Source organism: Acerihabitans arboris, assembly GCF_010131535.1.
Classification (GTDB): domain Bacteria; phylum Pseudomonadota; class Gammaproteobacteria; order Enterobacterales; family Enterobacteriaceae; genus Acerihabitans; species Acerihabitans arboris.
Genome location: NZ_WUBS01000018.1, coordinates 104,102 through 122,587, shown reverse-complemented (window position 1 = coordinate 122,587; position 18,486 = coordinate 104,102). Strand labels below are relative to the sequence as shown.

At 62.9% G+C, this 18,486-nt stretch carries 18 protein-coding genes; 8 read left to right on the top strand and 10 right to left on the bottom strand.

Annotated elements, in window-relative coordinates; translation table 11 throughout:
- Genes GRH90_RS22240 through GRH90_RS22220 form a run of 5 tightly spaced genes read right to left on the bottom strand, consistent with a single transcriptional unit; the run spans position 1 to position 4,067 of the window.
- The gene (locus GRH90_RS22240; RefSeq protein ID WP_162368160.1) at positions 1-1,011 is read right to left on the bottom strand and encodes an ABC transporter ATP-binding protein; all 1,011 of its coding nucleotides are present in this window, start codon (positions 1,009-1,011) and stop codon (positions 1-3) included.
- Positions 1,005-2,000, bottom strand: a complete 996-nt coding sequence (locus GRH90_RS22235) for an ABC transporter ATP-binding protein (RefSeq protein ID WP_162368159.1) — start codon at positions 1,998-2,000, stop codon at positions 1,005-1,007. The genes GRH90_RS22240 and GRH90_RS22235 overlap by 7 nt, the downstream gene beginning before the upstream one ends.
- Positions 1,997-2,842, bottom strand: coding sequence for an ABC transporter permease (locus tag GRH90_RS22230; protein WP_178113325.1), 846 nt, complete (start codon positions 2,840-2,842; stop codon positions 1,997-1,999). Before GRH90_RS22230 ends, GRH90_RS22235 begins: the two co-directional genes overlap by 4 nt.
- Positions 2,839-3,777, bottom strand: coding sequence for an ABC transporter permease (locus GRH90_RS22225; RefSeq protein ID WP_162368158.1), 939 nt, complete (start codon positions 3,775-3,777; stop codon positions 2,839-2,841). The genes GRH90_RS22230 and GRH90_RS22225 overlap by 4 nt, the downstream gene beginning before the upstream one ends.
- A gap of 5 nt (positions 3,778-3,782) precedes the next feature.
- The gene (locus GRH90_RS22220) at positions 3,783-4,067 is read right to left on the bottom strand and encodes a hypothetical protein (protein ID WP_162368157.1); all 285 of its coding nucleotides are present in this window, start codon (positions 4,065-4,067) and stop codon (positions 3,783-3,785) included.
- A gap of 256 nt (positions 4,068-4,323) precedes the next feature.
- Here GRH90_RS22220 and GRH90_RS22215 point away from each other — a divergent pair, with 256 nt between their 5' ends.
- Both GRH90_RS22215 and GRH90_RS22210 read left to right on the top strand, forming a co-directional pair.
- A complete protein-coding gene (locus GRH90_RS22215; protein WP_162368156.1) occupies positions 4,324-5,073 on the top strand; it encodes a LuxR family transcriptional regulator in 750 nt (249 codons plus the stop codon).
- 111 nt (positions 5,074-5,184) lie between these two features.
- A complete protein-coding gene (locus tag GRH90_RS22210) occupies positions 5,185-6,105 on the top strand; it encodes a proline iminopeptidase-family hydrolase (protein WP_162368155.1) in 921 nt (306 codons plus the stop codon).
- Here GRH90_RS22210 and ppaT read toward each other — a convergent pair.
- Together ppaT and GRH90_RS22200 are read right to left on the bottom strand one after the other, a co-directional pair.
- Entirely contained in the window at positions 6,095-7,267 is a 1,173-nt protein-coding gene (gene ppaT, locus GRH90_RS22205; protein ID WP_162368154.1) for a pyridoxamine--pyruvate transaminase, read from the bottom strand. The two genes, GRH90_RS22210 and ppaT, sit on opposite strands and share 11 nt — an antisense overlap.
- Before the next feature lie 365 nt (positions 7,268-7,632).
- A complete protein-coding gene (locus GRH90_RS22200) occupies positions 7,633-7,935 on the bottom strand; it encodes a hypothetical protein (protein WP_162368153.1) in 303 nt (100 codons plus the stop codon).
- A gap of 237 nt (positions 7,936-8,172) precedes the next feature.
- Here GRH90_RS22200 and GRH90_RS22195 point away from each other — a divergent pair, with 237 nt between their 5' ends.
- From GRH90_RS22195 to GRH90_RS22180, 4 genes are read left to right on the top strand one after another with little or no spacing between them, the layout of a single operon-like run.
- Entirely contained in the window at positions 8,173-9,204 is a 1,032-nt protein-coding gene (locus GRH90_RS22195; protein WP_246236198.1) for a putative B6 ABC transporter substrate-binding protein, read from the top strand.
- Positions 9,205-9,263: 59 nt separating this feature from the next.
- Entirely contained in the window at positions 9,264-10,823 is a 1,560-nt protein-coding gene (locus GRH90_RS22190; protein WP_218586276.1) for a putative B6 ABC transporter ATP-binding protein, read from the top strand.
- Positions 10,820-11,911: a putative B6 ABC transporter permease subunit 2 gene (locus tag GRH90_RS22185; RefSeq protein WP_162368151.1), complete on the top strand. Its 1,092-nt coding sequence runs from the start codon at positions 10,820-10,822 to the stop codon at positions 11,909-11,911. The genes GRH90_RS22190 and GRH90_RS22185 overlap by 4 nt, the downstream gene beginning before the upstream one ends.
- Positions 11,912-11,918: 7 nt before the next feature.
- Positions 11,919-12,854 carry a putative B6 ABC transporter permease subunit 1 gene (locus tag GRH90_RS22180; protein WP_162368150.1) on the top strand — a complete coding sequence of 312 codons (936 nt, stop codon included), beginning with the start codon at positions 11,919-11,921 and terminating at the stop codon, positions 12,852-12,854.
- Between the two features lie 10 nt (positions 12,855-12,864).
- Here GRH90_RS22180 and GRH90_RS22175 read toward each other — a convergent pair whose 3' ends face one another.
- The 3 genes from GRH90_RS22175 to zipA all read right to left on the bottom strand — a co-directional run bounded on the left by GRH90_RS22175 (position 12,865) and on the right by zipA (position 16,235).
- Entirely contained in the window at positions 12,865-13,077 is a 213-nt protein-coding gene (locus GRH90_RS22175) for a DUF3820 family protein (RefSeq protein ID WP_162368149.1), read from the bottom strand.
- Between the two features lie 32 nt (positions 13,078-13,109).
- Positions 13,110-15,134 (bottom strand): NAD-dependent DNA ligase LigA, encoded by a 2,025-nt coding sequence (ligA, locus tag GRH90_RS22170; protein WP_162368148.1) that lies wholly within the window; start codon positions 15,132-15,134, stop codon positions 13,110-13,112.
- A 69-nt stretch (positions 15,135-15,203) separates the two neighbouring features.
- On the bottom strand, positions 15,204-16,235 hold the full coding sequence (gene zipA, locus GRH90_RS22165) for a cell division protein ZipA (protein WP_162368179.1): 1,032 nt from the start codon (positions 16,233-16,235) through the stop codon (positions 15,204-15,206).
- Between the two features lie 228 nt (positions 16,236-16,463).
- Between zipA and cysZ the strand changes: the two genes are divergently transcribed.
- Complete coding sequence (gene cysZ / locus GRH90_RS22160; RefSeq protein WP_162368147.1) at positions 16,464-17,228, top strand: sulfate transporter CysZ; 765 nt, start codon at positions 16,464-16,466, stop codon at positions 17,226-17,228.
- A 209-nt stretch (positions 17,229-17,437) separates the two neighbouring features.
- Positions 17,438-18,406, top strand: coding sequence for a cysteine synthase A (gene cysK / locus GRH90_RS22155; RefSeq protein WP_162368146.1), 969 nt, complete (start codon positions 17,438-17,440; stop codon positions 18,404-18,406).
- Positions 18,407-18,486 lie beyond the last annotated feature (80 nt).

Here is an 18,486-nt window from a genome sequence, read left to right as displayed (position 1 = left end):
TCATTCAAAAGGAAGGTCGGCTTCGCCGGTATTTCTGTCCAGCACACAGGCAAAAGCATGGTCGGCAACAAGCCGGGTATCAGGGGTGGAACCGGTACGGCAAGACGGTCGGGCATAACGGCAGCGGGGGTGAAAGGCGCACCCCGGCGGTATGGCAATCGGGCTGGGCGGTTCGCCGGCCAGCGGGTCGGCGGGCAGCGGCAGATCGGGATTGATTTCCGGAATGGCCGCCACCAGCGCCGCGGTATAAGGATGGCGCGGCAAACGGAACACCTGTTCCACCGGACCTTCCTCGACAATGCGTCCCAGGTACATCACCGCGACCCGATCGCACAGGCGGCGGACGATGGCCAGATCGTGGGCGATAAACAATATCGCCAGCCCCATGCGTTCGCGCAGGTCCATCAGCAGATTGATAATCTGTCCCTGGATGGACACATCCAGCGCGGCGACGCATTCATCCGCCACCATCAGGCGCGGTTCCAGCGCCAGCGCGCGGGCGATACCCGCCCGCTGGCACTGCCCGCCGCTCAGGGCGCCCGGCCGCTTATCCGCCTGCGCGGGCTGCAAACCCACCAGGGTCAACAGTTCGGCGACCCGGGCCGCTATCGCCGCCGGCGGGACTTTATGGTGCACGCGCAGCACTTCGGCGATACCGGCGCCGATGGTCTGGCGGGGATTGAGCGATGAAAACGGATCCTGGAAAATCATCGCCGTTTGCTGGCGCAGGCGGGCGATATCGCTGGACAGGCCGTGGGTGATGTTGCGGCCGTCAAAACGCACGCTGCCGCCGGTGCTTTTTTCCAGTTGCAGGATGGCGCGGCCGAGGGTGCTTTTACCGCTGCCGGATTCTCCCACCAGCCCCAGGGTTTCGCCGGGATGGATGCGCAGCGATACGCCGTTCACCGCCTGGATCCGCGGCCGGTTCCAACTAAAGGGGTTGCCGCCGGACAGCGGGAACGAGACCCGCAGCTCATCGACTTCAAGTAACGGCCAAGCGTTATTTACCATTGCCCCTCCCGGTGGGATAACGATTGCAAAGGATAAAAACAGGCCGCGCCGTGCGCCGCATCGTCCCGCGCGGGCAACATCGGCGGCTGCCGCGACGGACAAGCCTCCCCGGCCCGCATGCAGCGGGGATGGAACCGGCAGCCCGGCGGGAATCCATCCGCCGACGGCGGCTGACCCGGAATGGTTTTTAAGCGGCCGTTGCCGCCCTCGCTCACCGGCTGGCAGTCGATTAATCCCTGGGTATAGGGATGCAGCGGCCGCGCCAGCATCTGGCGTTTATCGCCGATTTCACACAGCCGGCCGCCGTACATCACCGCGATGCGGTCGCAGGTTTGCGCCACCACGCCCAGATCGTGGGTGATCATGATGATAGCCAGGCCAAGCCGGTCGCGCAGGCTCATCAACAATCGCAGGATCTGTACCTGCACCGTCACGTCCAGCGCGGTGGTCGGCTCGTCGGCAATCAGGACTTTGGGTTCGCAGGCCAGCGCCACGGCGATCATCGCCCGCTGGCGCATGCCGCCGGAGAATTCATGCGGATAGTGGCCCACCCGCCGTTCGGGATCGGGGATGCCCACCTGGCGCAGCAGGGCGACGGCCGCCGCCCGCGCCTCCCGCCGTCCCGCGCCGAAATGGGCGCTACGGCTTTCGGCTATTTGCCCGCCGATGGTCATCACCGGGTTAAGATGGCTGGCGGGATTCTGGAAAATCATGCCCAGCTGGCGGCCGCGCACCCGGGTCATCTGCCGCTGGTCAAGGGTCATGATATCGGTCCCGCCCAGCCAGGCCTCGCCGCCGGCCAGGGTTAATCCCTCGCCGGGCAGCAGGCGCATCAGCGCCCGGCAGGTGACGGTTTTGCCCGAACCGCTTTCACCGACCAGGCCGAGCATTTCACCCGCCGCCAGGGTAAAGGAGACATCATCCACCAACGCCGTGCCCTGGCGGTTGGCGACGGCCAGGTGGTTGACCCGCAGCAACGGCGCGCTCATGGCCGTTCCCCCAGCATATCGCCCAGGCCGTCGGCCAGCAGGCTGAACCCCATCGCCAGCAGTACGATGGCCAGGCCCGGAAAGGCGGTGATCCACCAGGCGGTGGTGATAAAACTCTGCCCTTCGGCGATCATCACCCCCCATTCCGCCGCCGGCGGCTGCACGCCCAGGCCGAGATAACTCACCGCCGCGCCGTTGAGCAGCACCAGCACGCAGTCCGACATGGAAAATACGATCGAGCCGGTCAGGGCGTTGGGCAGCAAATGGGCGAACAGGATGCGCGCATGGCTAAAGCCCAGGCTGCGCGCCGCCAGCATAAAGTCGCTGTGCTTGAGGATCAGCACCTGCGAGCGCACCAGCCGGGCGTAGGATACCCAGCCCACCAGCGCCATGGCGATATAAAAACTGCCGAGTCCCGGCCCGATAATGGCGATGATCGACAGCATCAGCACCAGAAATGGAAATGCCAGCACAATGTCGATGCAGCGCATGATAAAGGCATCGATCGGGCCGCCGAGATAACCGGACAACGCCCCGACGATGGTGCCGATGGCAAACGGAAACACCACGCCCAGCAGGCAGATCTGCAAATCGACGCGCGCGCCCCAGATAATCCTCGACAAGATATCGCGGCCGAAGTTGTCGGTACCGAACACGTGCGGCAGGCCAGGCGCCATCAGGCGCGCGTCCGCATCCTGGAACAGCGGATCAAAGGGCGCCAGCCAAGGGGCCAGCAGCGCCAGCGAAAACCCGATCAGCAGGATAATGACGCCCGCGCGCAGCGCCGCGCGGCGCTGCAGCCAGCGTATGGAAAAACGTCTTGCGGCGTGGCCGGGCATCATAGTTTTACCCTCGGGTCCAAGGCTACCGTCAGCAGATCGGCCAGCAGGTTCACCGCCACCGTCGCCAGGGCAAACACCATCACCACCCCCTGCACCACCATGTAATCACGGCTGAAAATCGCCTTGACCAGCAGCTGTCCCATGCCGGGGATGGCAAAAACGCTTTCAATCACCACCGTGCTGCCGATAAGCCAGCCGATATTCACCGCCAGCAGGTTCACCGTCGGCACCAGCGAGTTGGGCATGGCATGACGCCAGAAAATCCGCCCCTCCTCCTGGCCGCGCGCCCGGGCGGCGGTAACGTAATCCGCTTTCAGTTCCGCCAGCAGGCTGGCGCGCAGGTTGCGGGTCAGCACCGCCGACAGCGCCAGCGCCACCGTCAGGCTGGGCAACGCCAAATGATGCAGCCGTTCGCCCCAGGTATCGCCATAACCGGAGACCGGGAACCAGCCCAGGGTGACGCTGAACAATAAGATCATCATGATGCCGAGCCAGAACGCCGGAAAACCCAGCCCGGCGGTGGAGAGCAGCCGGATGGCCCGATCGGCGAAGCGTCCCCGGCGGCGGGCGGCGGCGGCGGCCAGCGGCACGGTCAGCAACAGCGCCAGCAGCACGCTGCCCAGCACCAGGCACAACGTGGGTTCAATCCGGGTCATGATGAGCTTTAAGGTATCGATGCGATAGACGATGGAGCGCCCCAGCTCGCCGTGCAGCAGGTTATTGAGAAAATAGCCGTACTGCACCCACAGCGGCTGGTCCAGCGCATACTGGGCGCGAATGCGCGCAATCGCCGCCGGGGTGCTGCGCACGCCCAGCAGGATACGGGCCGGATCGCCCGGGATGGCGCGCACCAGCATAAAGGTGATCAGGCTGATGCCCAGCAATACCGGCACCAGTTGTAACGGACGAAACAGGACAAATCGGTAGCGGTGCATCGCCGTTACCCCCTGCCGCTGTTGCGCTGACGGGCCGGATGCCCCAGGGTGCCCATGGCTTCATGCCGCGGCGGCATCGCCACGGCTTCCTGTCCCGGCGCGGCGCGCGGGCGGTGGAGTTCCCGGATCGGGTGAGGCATATCCGCCACGGTATTTTCCAGGTTCAGGCGCTTTGCCGCACCCGGATGGTGCAAGGCCGCCTCGTCGCCCGCGCCGAACTCATAGGCCGCCGCCCGATAGCCGTCGACCTCGATATCCTGTTGCCGGCCAGGCTTGATTTCACTCCACATACATCCCCCCCGGTGCTTTGCCGGCGGCCGTGCTTCGCCACCCTGATCATGCCCTTACGCTACGCATAAGCCGCGGTGCTGAACAGTTAGTAAAAATGCTAGGTTTGCTGTCCGGGCATGGCCGTCCCGTGGCATCCAAATTGCATGCCTGCAGATTGTCTCTGTGTTGTTTTCAAGATTGCGGATTGCGACAAAGGAAGGGCTTTGCAGGATCCATGCCCTGGTGACGCGGACGTTTTATTTCGAGGTAAGCCTGATGAATAGGGTCGTGAATACCACCCCGCAGCCGGACGACGGCCTTGACCAGGCCTTTTCATCATTGTTCCGGCAAGGCGCCCGGCTGGGCATGGAGGCGTTGATTTATGATTACACGCCGGTCCCGCGCTCGCTGGAGGGGGAACTGATCACCCCGTCGATACTGCGCATGAGCAACGTGCCGGAGGATATGCGGCGGTTATGGTGTGAAAGCGGATACTACCAGGTGGATCCGGTCCAGCTCTACGCCCTCGGGAGCTGCGCGCCCTTCGTCTGGTCATATCAGCGCCCGGACAGCTCATCGCTGCGCGACATTATTGGTGAAAGACACCGGCCGGTGACACACTATATGCGTGATAATAATATGCCCTGCGGCGCCACGGTGCCGCTGCACCTGCCCCAGGGCGGATTTGTCACCGTAACCGGCATCGTCAGCGGCAGCGGCCGTGAGCGCGACCTTGCCCATGCGCTGGCGGAGTTAAGCCTGCTGGCCCATACCTTCCAGGAACGGATTTATCCCTTGTTCGACCGCCAGATGCTGACCTGCCAGTATGTGCGCCTGAGCAAACGCGAGCGGGAGTGCCTGAGCTGGTCCGCGGAAGGGCTGACCGCCAAGGAAATTGCCCGCAAACTGTCGCGCTCGATTGCCACGGTGACGCTGCACCTGAATTCCGCGGCGCGTAAGCTGGGAGCCAGCAACCGCGTGCAGGCGGTGGTAAGGGCGATGCATTACCGTTTGCTCGACGGCTGAGCCCGGCCGGTCAATCGCGTTGCCGGCGCAATACCTAGCATTTTCTCTAGCTATCCGCCGCCGGGCGCGCTGTTTTACCCTAGGTTATCCTTAACCGACAGGTAAACCGTCATGTACAGCATCACCGAAGGCTATGCGCCGTTTCAACACTACCAAACCTGGTACCGCGTCTGCGGCGATCTCCACAACGGCAAGACGCCGCTGGTGGTGGCCCACGGCGGCCCGGGCTGCACCCATGATTATGTCGACGCGTTTCGCGATATCGCCCGGGGCGGCCGGGCGGTAATCCATTACGATCAGCTCGGCAACGGGCGCTCCACCCATCTGCCGGAACAGGGCGCCGCGTTCTGGCAGGTGTCGCTGTTCCTGGCGGAGCTGGATAACCTGCTGGCGCACCTTGGCATCGAGGACAACTACGCGCTGCTCGGGCAGTCATGGGGCGGGATGCTGGCGGCTGAGCACGCGGTGCTGCGCCCCGCCGGCCTGAAGGCGATAGTGATTGCCAATTCGCCGGCGTCAATGGAACTGTGGCTACAGGCGGCGGCCAGGCTGCGCGCGCAGCTGCCGCCCGCGGTGCAACGCTGTTTGCTAAAGCACGAGGCCGCGGGCACCATCGGCAGCGACGCCTACCGCCAGGCCACCGGGGTTTTTTACCAGCGGCACGTCTGCCGTCTTACGCCCTGGCCGGCGGAGGTCAGGCGCACCTTCGACGCGATGGACGCCGACCCGACGGTATACCATGCCATGAACGGCCCAACGGAATTCCATGTTATCGGCACCCTGAAATCCTGGAACATTATCGACCGGCTGGCGCGCATCCAGGCGCCGACGCTGCTGATTTCCGGCCGCTTCGACGAGGCGGCGCCGGAAGTGGTGCAACCGTTCAAAGACCAAATCGCCGGGGCGGAATGGGTGATATTCGAGCAATCAAGCCATATGCCCCACGTCGAGGAACGCGACGCCTGCATGCGGGTGGTGGAGACGTTCCTCGCCCGGCATCTGGCCGCCGGGGAAACCGCCCTCAGCCGATAACCGCCATGGCGGCGTTGACGCCGGTGCCCACATCCACCCGCCCGGCGCGCAGCCGGTTAAGCGCCCCGCCCAGCGCCGTCAGGGCAACGACGGCATACAGCGGCCTGGCGGTCGGCCCCATATGGCCGACCCGCATCACCTTGCCCAGCGTCTCGCCGCGCCCGGAGGAAAACATCACGCCGTAATGTTCCCGCGCCAGGGCGCGCCATTGCGCTTCGTCGACCCCTTCGGGTACGCGGATCGCGGTGGCGGTGGGCGAGGCGATGGATTCCCGCGCCGCCCATAACGACAGTCCCATCGCCCGCAGTCCGGCGCGAAATGCCCTGGCGGTCAGGTCATGCCGCGCCCAGACCTGCTCCGGACCCTCGCCGAGATAGCCGTCCAGCGCCGCCTCCAGGCCGTTGATCTCCGCCACCGACGGGGTATAAGGAAACGGCTCGTCGGCCAGCCAGGCCCGTTCCCAGTCCAGCAGGCTGAGCACCGAGGCGCGCGGCGCATCGGGGTTGGCCTTGATTTTGCGCCATCCCCCTTCGCTTACGGCCACCAGGCTTAACGACGGCGGGCATCCCAGGCATTTATTCGGACCGGTGATAAAGATATCGGCGCGGCAGCTGTCCGGCGTCACCGCCATGCCGCCGAACGAGGACACCGCGTCAACCAAAAACAGCCTGCCGTGGCGTTTGACAACGCAACCAATCTCATCGACGGGATTCAACGTGCCGGACGGCGTGTCGTGGTGGCACAGGCAGACGATGCCGATCTCCGGATGGCGCCGTAATTCCCGGTCAACCACCGCCGGATCCAGCGCCTCGTTATACGCGACGGCCAACTCCCGCACCGTGGCGCAGTATCGCCCGGCCCAGTCGCCGAAACCCGCGCCATACACCCCGGACACCAGGTTCAGCACCACATCGTGGCGGGCAATCAGCGAGGCCGCCGCCGCCTCCAGCGCCAGCACCGGTTCTCCCTGCAAAATCAGCGGGATGGACTCGGTCCGCATCGCGGCCGCCGCTTTCCTGCTGACCCGTTCAAAGCAGGCCAGGAACGCCGGATCGTAGTCGTACCAGACCGGCATCGACAGCGCGCGCAATACCGCCGGATAGGCGTCCACCGGGCCGGTGGTCAGGGTAAACAGAGGGTCGTTGCCTGCGTTTTTCATCATTCTCTCTCTTGGATCCGGGGAGCGGCGCGGTGCGGAGAATACGGCATGGGCACGCTTTCCCGATAGTAAACTCGTCCGGCCAGGTGGCGACAAAGCAGCCCGGCCAGTGGTCCCCTTTGCCCGCCACGCCGGAATAGCCGTGCTGGGTCAGCACCGGATACTCCCCGCGCGCGCAGTGCCGGCCGCCGAGGTAACTGTCATGGCGCGCGCCGCAAACAGGCGGTGGCCGCCATCGCCCGCCGCTTATCGGCGCGGGCGGGCAGCAGGCGCAACAGCATTTCGGCGGTTCCACCGCCAGCGGCATGCGGGTATCGGCTTTCAGGATCTGCTCCTGTTCGGGTGAAAACAGCATCATCATGGGGTTGTCAAAGACCGCCAGGCGCCGGCCGGCACAGGATCCGACCCGCGCCGCCGGCGCAGTCGAGCGCGATGGATAACGGCTTCTCCCCGCCGCGCGTCGACAGGGCAACCTCGCGGCGGGTCTGCCAGGACCGGCCTTCCTCGCCGCACCAGAGGCGCTGGACCGGCATCCGATCCTGCTGACTGTTTAAGATAACCACCTCGCCGCCGCCGACATTTTTCCATAGCCCGGTGGACAGGGTTGCGCCGGGGGCGATGCCGCCCAGCGGGACCGAGTACCAATGGGCGGTGGTCGCTTCACAATCCAAAGGGACCTGACCGGTGTTTGTTACCACCACCGAAAAAGGGGTTAGGCCATGCGTACCGCGTTGATAGTTTGTTGATTCCCCAGCGCAGATTGCGGTGGTGAAAAAAAACAAACAGGACAATACTAGCCCCCGTGATTTCATTTACTGCCCCTGTTAACGCGCCACACCCGATCGGAATGCACCAGAAAAGATTTTATCAGCCGCAATGTCAACAATAAAATTTACCGAGGACAGAACATGATGGTGAAAAGTTGGTTAAAATACGCCGCCGCGATGTCGGTAATGTCGGTGCTGTGCTCAGCGGCCTATGCCGCTGATATCAAGGCAATAGCCATAGTCACCCCCGAACCCGGCACCGATTTCGGCTGGAACCAACAGGGCATCAACGCCGCCAGGGAAGCCGGCGCCAAAGAAGGCGTCAAGGTCATGGTGGCGGATAACCTCGGCTATGGCGATATCCGCCCCACGCTGCGCGACCTGGCGGAAGACGGGGCGCAGCTGATCATTGCCCATGCCAGCGGCTATAACCAGTCGGGACCGGAAATCGGCGCCCAGGCCAACGTGCCGGTGGCCATTACCGACAGCCCGTCCTCGTTAAAAGCCGGTAAAGTGGCCGATTACACGGTAAGCGGCCAGGAAGGGGCCTACCTGGCCGGCACCCTGGCGGCAAAAATGTCGCGCAGCGGCACCATCGGCATCGTGGTTTCCGGCGAACCGCCGTCCTGGAACGCGCAGTCCTCGGCCTTTATCCGCGGCGCCCGGGCGGCCAGGGGCGATATCAAAATCCGCTATGCGGTGATTGGCCCGGCGGCGTACAGCGACGCCGCGGGCGGTAAACGCGTGGCGGCCTCCGTTATCGCCGCCGGCGCGGATATTATCTTTGGCCAGGGCAACGGCTCGAGCTTCGGCATGCTGCAGGCGGTGGAAACCACGCCGGCGCCGGACGGCGGCAAAGTCTATTTTATCGACGTCATCGGCGACAAGTCCCCGATCGACAAAGGGAACTTGCTCAGTTCCGTCTTATGGAACCTGACGCCGGTCTACACCGCCATGATCGAAGACCTGAAGCAGGATAAGTTCGGTTCGCACAACTACAAAACCTCGCTGGCCGACGGCTCGATCAGCCTGCTGAAAACCTCGCATATTCCGGATGACATCTGGAAAAGCGTTAATGTCGTGCGTGACGACATCATCAGCGGCAAAATCACCGTGCCGGCCGACTACGACGCAAAATCGCTGCATACTCTGCTGGCGGCCGGCGGCAAATAGCCGGACGGAAATTAGGAGCGTGCGTCCCGTCGCGCTCCGCTAATGTTAAAGAGTTAATGATGAGCCAAGACCTATCTTCATTGGCCTCCCCGATCGTGACCGTCAGCCGGGTCACCAAGCGGTATCCCGGCATTATCGCCAATAACCAGGTTGACCTGGCGCTGTGGGCCGGGGAGGTTCATGTATTGCTCGGGGAAAACGGCGCCGGCAAGTCGACCCTGGTCGCCATGCTTGCCGGGCTGCAGCAGCCTGACGAAGGCCATATCGCCGTTGACGGACGGATCGAGTTGCTGGGCTCCCCCCGCCGCGCCCGCGCCTTGGGCATCGGCACCGTGTTCCAGCACGCCATGATGGTGCCGGGCTTAAGCGTAGTGGATAATATCGCCCTCGGCGATCCCTGGTGGCGTCGTCCCGCCCGCCGTCATTACGCCGGCCGGGTCAGCGACATCGCCCGGGATATCGGCGTGACGGTAAACCCGTTTGCCCTGGCCGGCTCGCTGTCGCTGGGCGAACTGCAGCAGGCGGAAATCGTCAGCACCCTGCTGCGCGGCAGCCGGGTGCTGATCCTTGACGAAGCCACCGCCATGCTGACGCCCCATAACGCCCACGAGCTGGGACAGTTAATGCGCAGGCTGGTGGCGCAGGGCCTGGCGGTGGTGTTTATCACCCACAAGCTTAACGAGGCGCTGGCCTGGGGCGATCGCGTCTCGGTGCTGCGTCTCGGGCGCAAAGTGGGCGAAATCGGGCCGGAACGGCTTAAATCCCTCACCACCCGGCAGGCAACCCATGAAGTGGTCGAGATGATGTTCAATATTGCCTCACCGGCCGATGCCGCGCCGTTGCCCGCCGCCGCGCCTGCCCGGAAATGCCTCGGTAAACCGGTGCTGGAGGCGCTGGCGCTGGAGGTGGACGATCCGCTGGTGCCGGTCGCCGGCATCGAGCTTAAAATCTGCGCCGGCGAAATCGTGGGCATCGCCGGCATCGACGGCAACGGGCAAAAGCAGCTGGCCGAGGCGCTGGCCGGGCAGCGTCCCCTGGCCGGCGGCCGGATTTATCTCGTGGGCGAGCCGATAGAACATTGCAGCATCGGCCAGCGCCGCCGGCGCGGGCTGCGCTATGTCACCGACGATCGGCTGGGGGAAGGCACCGTCGGCGCGTTTCCGGTATCGATTAACCTGCTGCTGAAGCAGATAGGCGATGCGCCGTTCTGGCGGCGCGGCATCGTGCGGCCGGACGCTATCGCGCGGTATGCGCGGGAGCAGATCCGCGCATACGATATTCGCACGCCGGCAATCGACACGCCGCTGGGCAAGCTGTCCGGCGGCAATATCCAGAAAGCGTTGCTGGCGCGCGAGCTGGGCGGCCAGGCCAGGGCGGTGATCTTTGCCAAACCGACCCATGGGCTAGACGTGCAGAATATTAAATCAATCCGCGGCCGGATACGCCGGTCGGCCGAAGCGGGCATGGCGGTATTGCTGATATCCACCGATCTGGAGGAACTGCTGGAGCTGGCGGATCGGATCGCGGTAATGTCGCAGGGCCGGATTGTCGGCATGGTCGACAACAATCCGGCGGCCCGTGGCCGAATCGGTGAACTGATGAGCGGAGCTATGCCATGAGCAGTCAATCCAGTCATACCCGGGCGCCCGGGCCTTTATCCCTGCCGCGGCTTAAATCCGCCCTGGCGCGCGTCGGGCTATCCGTGGGGCCGGTGGCAATCGCCCTGGTGATAACCGGCGGGCTGCTGGTGGCGATGGGCGTCAACCCGCTGGAGTACTATGGTTTTATCCTGCAAAAGGGCCTGATGACCCCCTCGGGCCTGCAGGCGACGCTGACCCGCATGGGGCCGCTGCTGTTAATCGCCGCCAGCCTGATGGTGGCGTTTCGCGCCGGCCTGTGGAATTTGGGCGGCGACGGCCAGTTTTTACTGGGCGCGGTGATCGCCTCGGCGGTGGCGGCCCCGCTTAACGATATGGGCGCGCCGTCCTGGCTGACGCTATTGGCGGCGATGGCCGCCGGCACGATAACGGGCGGCCTGTGGGCCATACTGCCGGCCATCTTGAAGGCCTGGCAGCATATCAACGAAATCATCACCACCATGATGATGTCGTTTTTAGGTATTTCACTGGCCAACGTGCTGGTGAAGCTGGTGTTTGCCGATCCCGCCACCACGGTGCCGGAAACCCGTACCCTGCCCTATGAGCAGCGATTGCCGTCGCTGTTCGGCACCCATATTTCCAGCGGGCTGCCGATCGGCCTGTTTGCCGTGATCGCGGTGCACTGGATGATGACCCGTACCGCTTTCGGCCTGCGGCTGCGCACCGTGGGCGCCAATCCGCGCGCGGCGCTGCATGCCGGCCTGCCGGTCGGGGCGCTGACCATCGCGGTATTCGCCCTGTCCGCGGCGCTGGCGGGTCTTGCCGGGGCGGTGGAGGTTATCGGCATCGAAGGCAACGTGCGAGCAGACTGGAACCCGGCCTATAGCCTGCTGGTGGTGCCGCTGGTGTTTCTGGCCCGCTTCAACGGCTTCGCCGCCATCGCCTTTGTGTTTATTTTTTCGGTGCTGTCCATCGGCAGCGAAAGCGCGGCCAGGCGAATGGGCGTGCCAAACCATTTCACGCTGGTCACGGTGGCCGTGCTGCTTATCGTGCTCGGCCTGACGGAAATGGTGGAGCAGCGGCGACGCGACCGCGCGGGTGTTCAATAAGGGGAAAATGATGGATCTGCTGACGCAAGGTTTTCTGACCTCCCTGCTGCTGGGGGCGATTGTCGCCGGGGTGCCTTTACTGTTAACCGGCCTGGGCGAACAGCTGTCGGAAAAGGCCGGGGTGTTGAATATCGGCCTGGAAGGCATGATGCTGACCGGCGCCTACCTGGGCTTTTATATCGCCTGGCAAAGCCAGTCCATGAGCCTGGGGCTGTTGGCCGGCGCCGCCGGGGGCGTCATTATCGCCATGCTGATGGCCGGCCTGTGCGTATGGCTGCGCCTCAACCAGATTGTTATCGGCATCGCCCTGACCCTCGGCGCCGAGGGAGCCACCGCCCTGCTGCACTACCTGCAGTTCAGCCGCACCTATCCCCGCCTGGGCGGCATCGATACCCTGGCGCTGCCGCTGCTATCCCATATCCCGTTTATCGGCCGCGTGCTGTTCAACCAGCCGCCGGTGGTCTATCTGGCGGTGGCCTGCGTGGCGCTATTCGCCGCCGTCTACCGCCATACCAACCTCGGGCTTTATCTGCAGGCCGCCGGCGACAAGCCCGCCGCCCTTGACGCCGCCGGGGTAAACGTCCTGTGGACCCGCACCCTGGCGGTGCTGGTCACCGGCGCAATGGCGGGCCTGGGCGGCGCCTTTATGTCGCAGGTCGGCGCCGGTATCTTTGTGCCCTTTATGACCCAGGGCAACGGCTTTATCGGCATCGTGCTGGCGATGCTGGCGCGCGGCAAACCGCTGTGGGTGCTGGGCGGGGCGTTGTTGTTCGGCGCGTGCCTATCCCTGACCACCGCGCTGCAGGTGCTGGGGGTGGACGTGCCCACCGATGTGATCCAGATGCTGCCGTTTATGGCGGTGATGTTGGTGCTGATTATTTTCGGCCGCCGCGCCAGCTTGCCCGACGCGCTGGGGACGGCCTATGTAAGGGGAGCGCGCTGAGCGGGGATTATTACCGCTTCAGCGGCGTGATCAAGCCTTCCAGGCCTTCGATTTTGATGGCGAGCGTAATCGACATCAGTTCCCCCAGCCGGCCCTGGGGAAACTCGCCCTTACGGGCAAACCAGAGCAGGTAAGGTTCGGGCAGATCGATTAGCCGCCGGCCCTGGTATTTGCCAAACGGCATTTCGGTATTGGCAATGGCCACCAGATCTTCTTTTTCCATTATCTATCCCTCTTAGCCAGGCAGGATTAACCTCATTCGCCCAGCAGGCGCATCATTTCCGCCTCATCCATGACCGGAATATTCAGCTGCTGGGCCTTGGTCAGCTTGGAACCCGCCGCCTCCCCCGCGATGACCAGATTGGTCTTGGCCGACACGCTGCCGCTGACCTTGGCGCCGAGGGCCACCAGGCGATCCTTGGCCTCATCCCTGGAAAGTCCGGTTAACGAGCCGGTCAGCACTACCGTCTTGCCGGCGAAGGGGGTGTTATTTTCCGCCGGCGCCGCCGCGGGCGCCGGCCAGTGGATGCCGATGGCGGGGCTTACCAGCTCCGCGATCACATCCAGGTTATGCTGTTCGTCAAAAAAGTTGCGCACATGGGTGGCCACCACTTTGCCGATATCCTGCACGCTAACCAGCGCGTCGATATCGGCGGCATACAACGCATCCAGGGTCTTGAATTCCGTCGCCAGGTTGGCGGCGGTGGCCTCGCCCACTTCGCGGATGCCCAGGGCATACAGGAAACGGGCAAAGGTGGTCTGCTTGGCGGTTTCCAGGGCGGTGAGCAAATTCTGCGCCGACTTCGGCCCCATGCGTTCAAGGCGGGCCAGCATCTCCTTGTTGAGGCGAAACAGATCGGCGGGGGTCTTGACCAATTCGCGCTCGACCAGCTGATCGATGATTTTATCGCCCAAGCCGTCGACATCAAGCGCCCGGCGCGACACAAAATGCTTCAGCGCCTCTTTGCGCTGGGCGCCGCAGACCAGGCCGGCGGTACAGCGCACCACCGCTTCCCCTTCCACCCGCTCGACGTCGGAGCCGCATACCGGGCAATGCGTGGGGAAAACAATAGGCCGGGCGTCCGCCGGGCGCTGCTCCAGCACCACGCCGACCACCTGGGGAATCACGTCGCCGGCGCGGCGGATAATCACCGTATCGCCGATCTGCAATCCCAACCGCTCTATTTCATCGGCATTATGCAATGTGGCGTTGCTGACCATGGCGCCGGACACCAGCACCGGCTCAAGACGGGCCACCGGCGTCACCGCGCCGGTACGGCCCACCTGGAACTCGACGTCCCGCACCCGGGTCATCTGCTCCTGGGCCGGGAATTTATAGGCAATGGCCCAGCGCGGGGCGCGGGCGACAAAACCCAGCCGTTGCTGCAGCGCCAGGGAGTCGACCTTAATCACCACCCCGTCGATATCAAATCCCAGCGTGGGGCGCATTTCCTGCACACGGCGATAAAACGCCAGCACCTGCTCGCCGCCGGTACACAGCTCGATACGGTTACTGACCGGCACGCCCCAGGATTTAAACAACTGCAGCCGTTCCCAATGGCTGGCGGGCAGTTCGCCGCCCTCCAGCAGGCCGACGCCGTAGCAGAAAAAGGTCAGCGGCCGTTTGGCGGTGATCGACGGATCCAACTGGCGCAGCGAGCCGGCGGCGGCGTTGCGCGGATTGGCGAACACCTTGCCGCCCTCGCGTTTGGCGTCGTCATTTAACCGCTGGAAGCCCGTTTCCGACATAAACACTTCGCCGCGGATTTCCAGCCGTTGGGGGATCGGACCATTGCCGTCCTGTAGCCGCAGGGGGATGGTGCGGATAGTGCGCACATTGGCGGTAATATCCTCGCCGGTGGCGCCGTCGCCGCGGGTGGCGGCGCGCACCAGCTCGCCGTTTTCGTACAGCAGGCTCACCGCCAGGCCGTCAAGCTTCAGCTCGCAGCAGAACACCAGGTCGTCGTCGCTTTTCAGGCGATCGCGCACCCGTTTGTCAAACGCCAGGAGGCCGGCTTCGTCAAACACGTTGTCCAGCGACAGCATCGGCACTTCATGCCGGATCTGGTCAAAGGCGCTAAGCGGCGCGCCGCCGACGCGCTGGGTGGGGGAATCGGCGGTGAGCAGTTCCGGATACTGGGTTTCCAGCTCGCGCAGTTGCGCCACCAGCCGATCGTATTCGGCGTCCGGCACCTGCGGCTCATCCATCACATGATAAAAATATTCATAACGACGCAACAGCGCGCGCAGGGAGTCGATTTGTTGATTGATTGGTTCCATTGCTCACCATCAGCGAAAAACCCCCCGCAGGCGGGGGGCGAAGGGTTCAGGCACAACAGCCGTCAAGCGTCAGGCGCTGGCGTTGACATCAAGCACGTCGCGAATGCGCGCCTTGTAGATATCCAGCTTCTGGGGCGTCAGCATCCGGCGCTCGTCGTCAAGCACCACGCCGCCGCAATCGTCCGCAATGCGCTGCGCTGACTGCAGCATAAGTTTGAAGTTCTGGTGCGCGTCACCGTAAGAAGGCACCATCATAAACATGGAGACGCCCGGCGTGGTGAAGGCTCCCATCTCTTCGGGATCGAAAGATCCCGGTTTGACCATATTCGCCAGGCTGAACAGCACCGGGCCGCTGCCCGCCGGGCTCAGGTGACGATGGAAGATGTTCATTTCCCCAAACTGGAAGCCGGCCTGCAATACGCTTTGCAGCAGTTCCTCGCCGCCAATCACGGTGCCGTTATGGGCCGCGACGTGCAGCACCAGCACGGTTTCCTTGCGCTTGACCGGCTCGGCCGTCGCCGGGGCGGAGGCATCCTGCACGGCGTCGTGAGCGTGCGACCCCTGGGATGTTTGCTCCTCAGGGGCCGGCGGACGTGGGGAGGACGCGTACGGCTCATCGGGCAGCACCGCCTGCTGTCGCTTTTTGAAAAATGAGGTTTTCGGCCGCGGCGCCGCAGCTGGCGCCTCGTCGTCCGGCTCGTTGCCGACATCGACATCATCATCATCATCGAGCAGGGGATCAAAGTTATTGCGTTCGCGCACGGGCGATCCGCCCGTCTGCGGCGCTTGCCGCTGCGAACGCGCGCCATGCGCATGACCGCCCTGGGTACGGGTGTCCTGTTCGTGCTCATGCGTGTCATAGCGCCCAAAAGCAGGCTCTTCGGTACGAACCTTCGTTACCCGGACTTCGCCCACGCCTTCATCGCGCTCTTCCAGCGGAGGCTCGTCCTGATCCTGACGGTCTTGTTTCAGTCGTTTAACCGGGCGATCGCGGAAAACCGATGAGCGTTCTTTACGGCTGGTCCACAGGCCGTGTAATAGCAACGCTATGATAGCGATCGCACCAACAACGATTAATATCAGACGCAAATCCTGCATCATTGCCATCTCAGTTGTTCTAATTCATTGCCACGGCGGCAAACATTTACTCTCTTAACTCTATTTGCCTGCGTAGACAAGTGCAAGTCCGCACGGTACTTTCTGACAATAAAGATAGCATCTGCACAGTTTTTTGCTGTTTTTTCAACCAAAAGTGCTAAAACGACAGAAAACCGGGGCGCCCGATGCGCTAGCTTCCCTTTTTATCCGTATAAAAAATGGCCTGGAAAAATGCATAACGACACAAAATCCCGCAGCGGTTTCCATTATTTTGTCCGTGGCTGGCATTTAATGATGCTTCCCGGCATCAAACGCTACGTTGTACTGCCGCTGTTGATGAACATCGTGCTGCTCGGCGGCGCGTTCTGGTGGCTCTATTCGCGCCTGAATATCTGGATCCCCGCGCTGTTGGAACACATACCCGGCTGGCTGCAATGGCTGGGCTATCTGCTATGGCCGCTGTGCGTACTGGCGGTGCTGCTGGTTTTCAGCTATTTCTTCAGCACTATCGCCAACTGGATAGCCGCGCCGTTCAGCGGCCTGCTGGCGGAACAGCTGGAGGCGAAGCTGACCGGCCATATCCCGCCCGACGGCGGGGTCATGGGCATGGTGAAGGATACGCCGCGCATCCTGCACCGCGAGTGGCTTAAGCTAGCGTATTACCTGCCGCGGGCGCTGGCGCTGCTGCTGCTGCACCTGATACCGGCCTTCGGCCAGACGGTGGCGCCGGTGCTGTGGTTTTTATTCGGCGCCTGGATGATGGCCATCCAGTACAGCGATTATCCTTTCGACAACCATAAAGTCCCTTTTGTGACCATGCGCCGCGCATTGGCGCGCCATAAGACCCAAAATATGCAGTTCGGCGCCCTGGTGTATGTCTGCACGGTCATTCCGTTGCTCAACCTGGTGATTATGCCGGTGGCGGTATGCGGTGCCACGGCGATGTGGGTCGACCGCTACCGCGACGATTTTGCGGCATCGCTACCGGTACGGTGACGGCTTACCGCCCCGCGGGGCAAGGTTGCCCGCCCGGCGGGACGGTAAGCCGGCCGCCCTTGGTGCCGGCCGCCGGCATGGGCATGCGTTCTTAAAACTTATGTCTTAATAACATATCGATATACTATTCTTTCACTTCCGTCAGCCATGCGAAAGGGTATGCTTTGGTTATCATTCCCCTAATTTGCACTTACAGTAAAGGACTGGCCATGAGCAATATTTACGAAGACAATTCTTACACCATCGGCCATACGCCGCTTGTACGCTTAAATCGTATCGGTAACGGCCGTATTTTGGCTAAAGTTGAATCCCGTAACCCGAGCTTCAGCGTGAAATGTCGTATCGGCGCAAATATGATTTGGGACGCGGAAAAACGCGGCGTGCTGAAAGAAGGCGTTGAGCTGGTTGAACCCACCAGCGGCAACACCGGTATCGCCCTGGCGTATGTCGCCGCGGCGCGCGGGTATAAACTTACCCTGACCATGCCTGAAACCATGAGCACCGAACGCCGTAAACTGCTCAAGGCATTGGGCGCCAGCCTGGTGCTGACCGAGGGGCCGAAAGGCATGAAGGGCGCCATCGCCAAGGCGGAGGAGATCGTCGCCACCGATCCCAAGCGTTACCTGATGCTGCAACAGTTCAGTAATCCCGCCAACCCGGCCATTCATGAACAAACCACCGGTCCGGAAATCTGGGAAGACACCGACGGCGACGTCGACGTGTTTATTGCCGGCGTCGGCACCGGCGGCACCCTGACAGGGGTTAGCCGTTATCTGAAAAATACCAAGGGCAAAGCGGTCATTTCCGTGGCCGTTGAACCTACCGACTCGCCGGTAATCAGCCAGGCGCTGGCCGGTGAGGAAATCAAGCCGGGCGGTCATAAGATCCAGGGCATCGGCGCCGGTTTTATCCCGGAAAACCTCGATTTGAGCCTGATCGACCGCGTGGTGAAAATCACCAATGACGAAGCCATCAGCACCGCCCGCCGTTTGATGGAGGAAGAAGGCATCCTCGCCGGCATCTCCTCCGGCGCCGCGGTTGCCGCCGCGCTCAAGCTGCAGGAAGATCCGGCTTTCGCCGACAAGACCATCGTGGTAGTGCTGCCCTCTTCCGGCGAACGTTATCTCAGCACCGCGCTGTTTGCCGACGTGTTTACCGAAAAAGAGCTGCAGCAATAAAATCATCCATCGTCGCTTATGTGCGCTTAACGCTAAAAAAGCACCCTTACGGGTGCTTTTTTGTGGAGTAGATCAAATTT

Bases quoted from the DNA above. Each gene is read 5' to 3' on its own strand.
- GRH90_RS22240 (WP_162368160.1), bottom strand. From the start codon at position 1,011: ATGGTAAATAACGCTTGGCCGTTACTTGAAGTCGATGAGCTGCGGGTC.
- GRH90_RS22235 (WP_162368159.1), bottom strand. From the start codon at position 2,000: ATGAGCGCGCCGTTGCTGCGGGTCAACCACCTGGCCGTCGCCAACCGC.
- GRH90_RS22230 (WP_178113325.1), bottom strand. From the start codon at position 2,842: ATGATGCCCGGCCACGCCGCAAGACGTTTTTCCATACGCTGGCTGCAG.
- GRH90_RS22225 (WP_162368158.1), bottom strand. From the start codon at position 3,777: ATGCACCGCTACCGATTTGTCCTGTTTCGTCCGTTACAACTGGTGCCG.
- GRH90_RS22220 (WP_162368157.1), bottom strand. From the start codon at position 4,067: ATGTGGAGTGAAATCAAGCCTGGCCGGCAACAGGATATCGAGGTCGAC.
- GRH90_RS22215 (WP_162368156.1), top strand. From the start codon at position 4,324: ATGAATAGGGTCGTGAATACCACCCCGCAGCCGGACGACGGCCTTGAC.
- GRH90_RS22210 (WP_162368155.1), top strand. From the start codon at position 5,185: ATGTACAGCATCACCGAAGGCTATGCGCCGTTTCAACACTACCAAACC.
- ppaT (WP_162368154.1), bottom strand. From the start codon at position 7,267: ATGATGAAAAACGCAGGCAACGACCCTCTGTTTACCCTGACCACCGGC.
- GRH90_RS22195 (WP_246236198.1), top strand. From the start codon at position 8,173: ATGATGGTGAAAAGTTGGTTAAAATACGCCGCCGCGATGTCGGTAATG.
- GRH90_RS22190 (WP_218586276.1), top strand. From the start codon at position 9,264: ATGAGCCAAGACCTATCTTCATTGGCCTCCCCGATCGTGACCGTCAGC.
- GRH90_RS22185 (WP_162368151.1), top strand. From the start codon at position 10,820: ATGAGCAGTCAATCCAGTCATACCCGGGCGCCCGGGCCTTTATCCCTG.
- GRH90_RS22180 (WP_162368150.1), top strand. From the start codon at position 11,919: ATGATGGATCTGCTGACGCAAGGTTTTCTGACCTCCCTGCTGCTGGGG.
- GRH90_RS22175 (WP_162368149.1), bottom strand. From the start codon at position 13,077: ATGGAAAAAGAAGATCTGGTGGCCATTGCCAATACCGAAATGCCGTTT.
- ligA (WP_162368148.1), bottom strand. From the start codon at position 15,134: ATGGAACCAATCAATCAACAAATCGACTCCCTGCGCGCGCTGTTGCGT.
- zipA (WP_162368179.1), bottom strand. From the start codon at position 16,235: ATGATGCAGGATTTGCGTCTGATATTAATCGTTGTTGGTGCGATCGCT.
- cysZ (WP_162368147.1), top strand. From the start codon at position 16,464: ATGCATAACGACACAAAATCCCGCAGCGGTTTCCATTATTTTGTCCGT.
- cysK (WP_162368146.1), top strand. From the start codon at position 17,438: ATGAGCAATATTTACGAAGACAATTCTTACACCATCGGCCATACGCCG.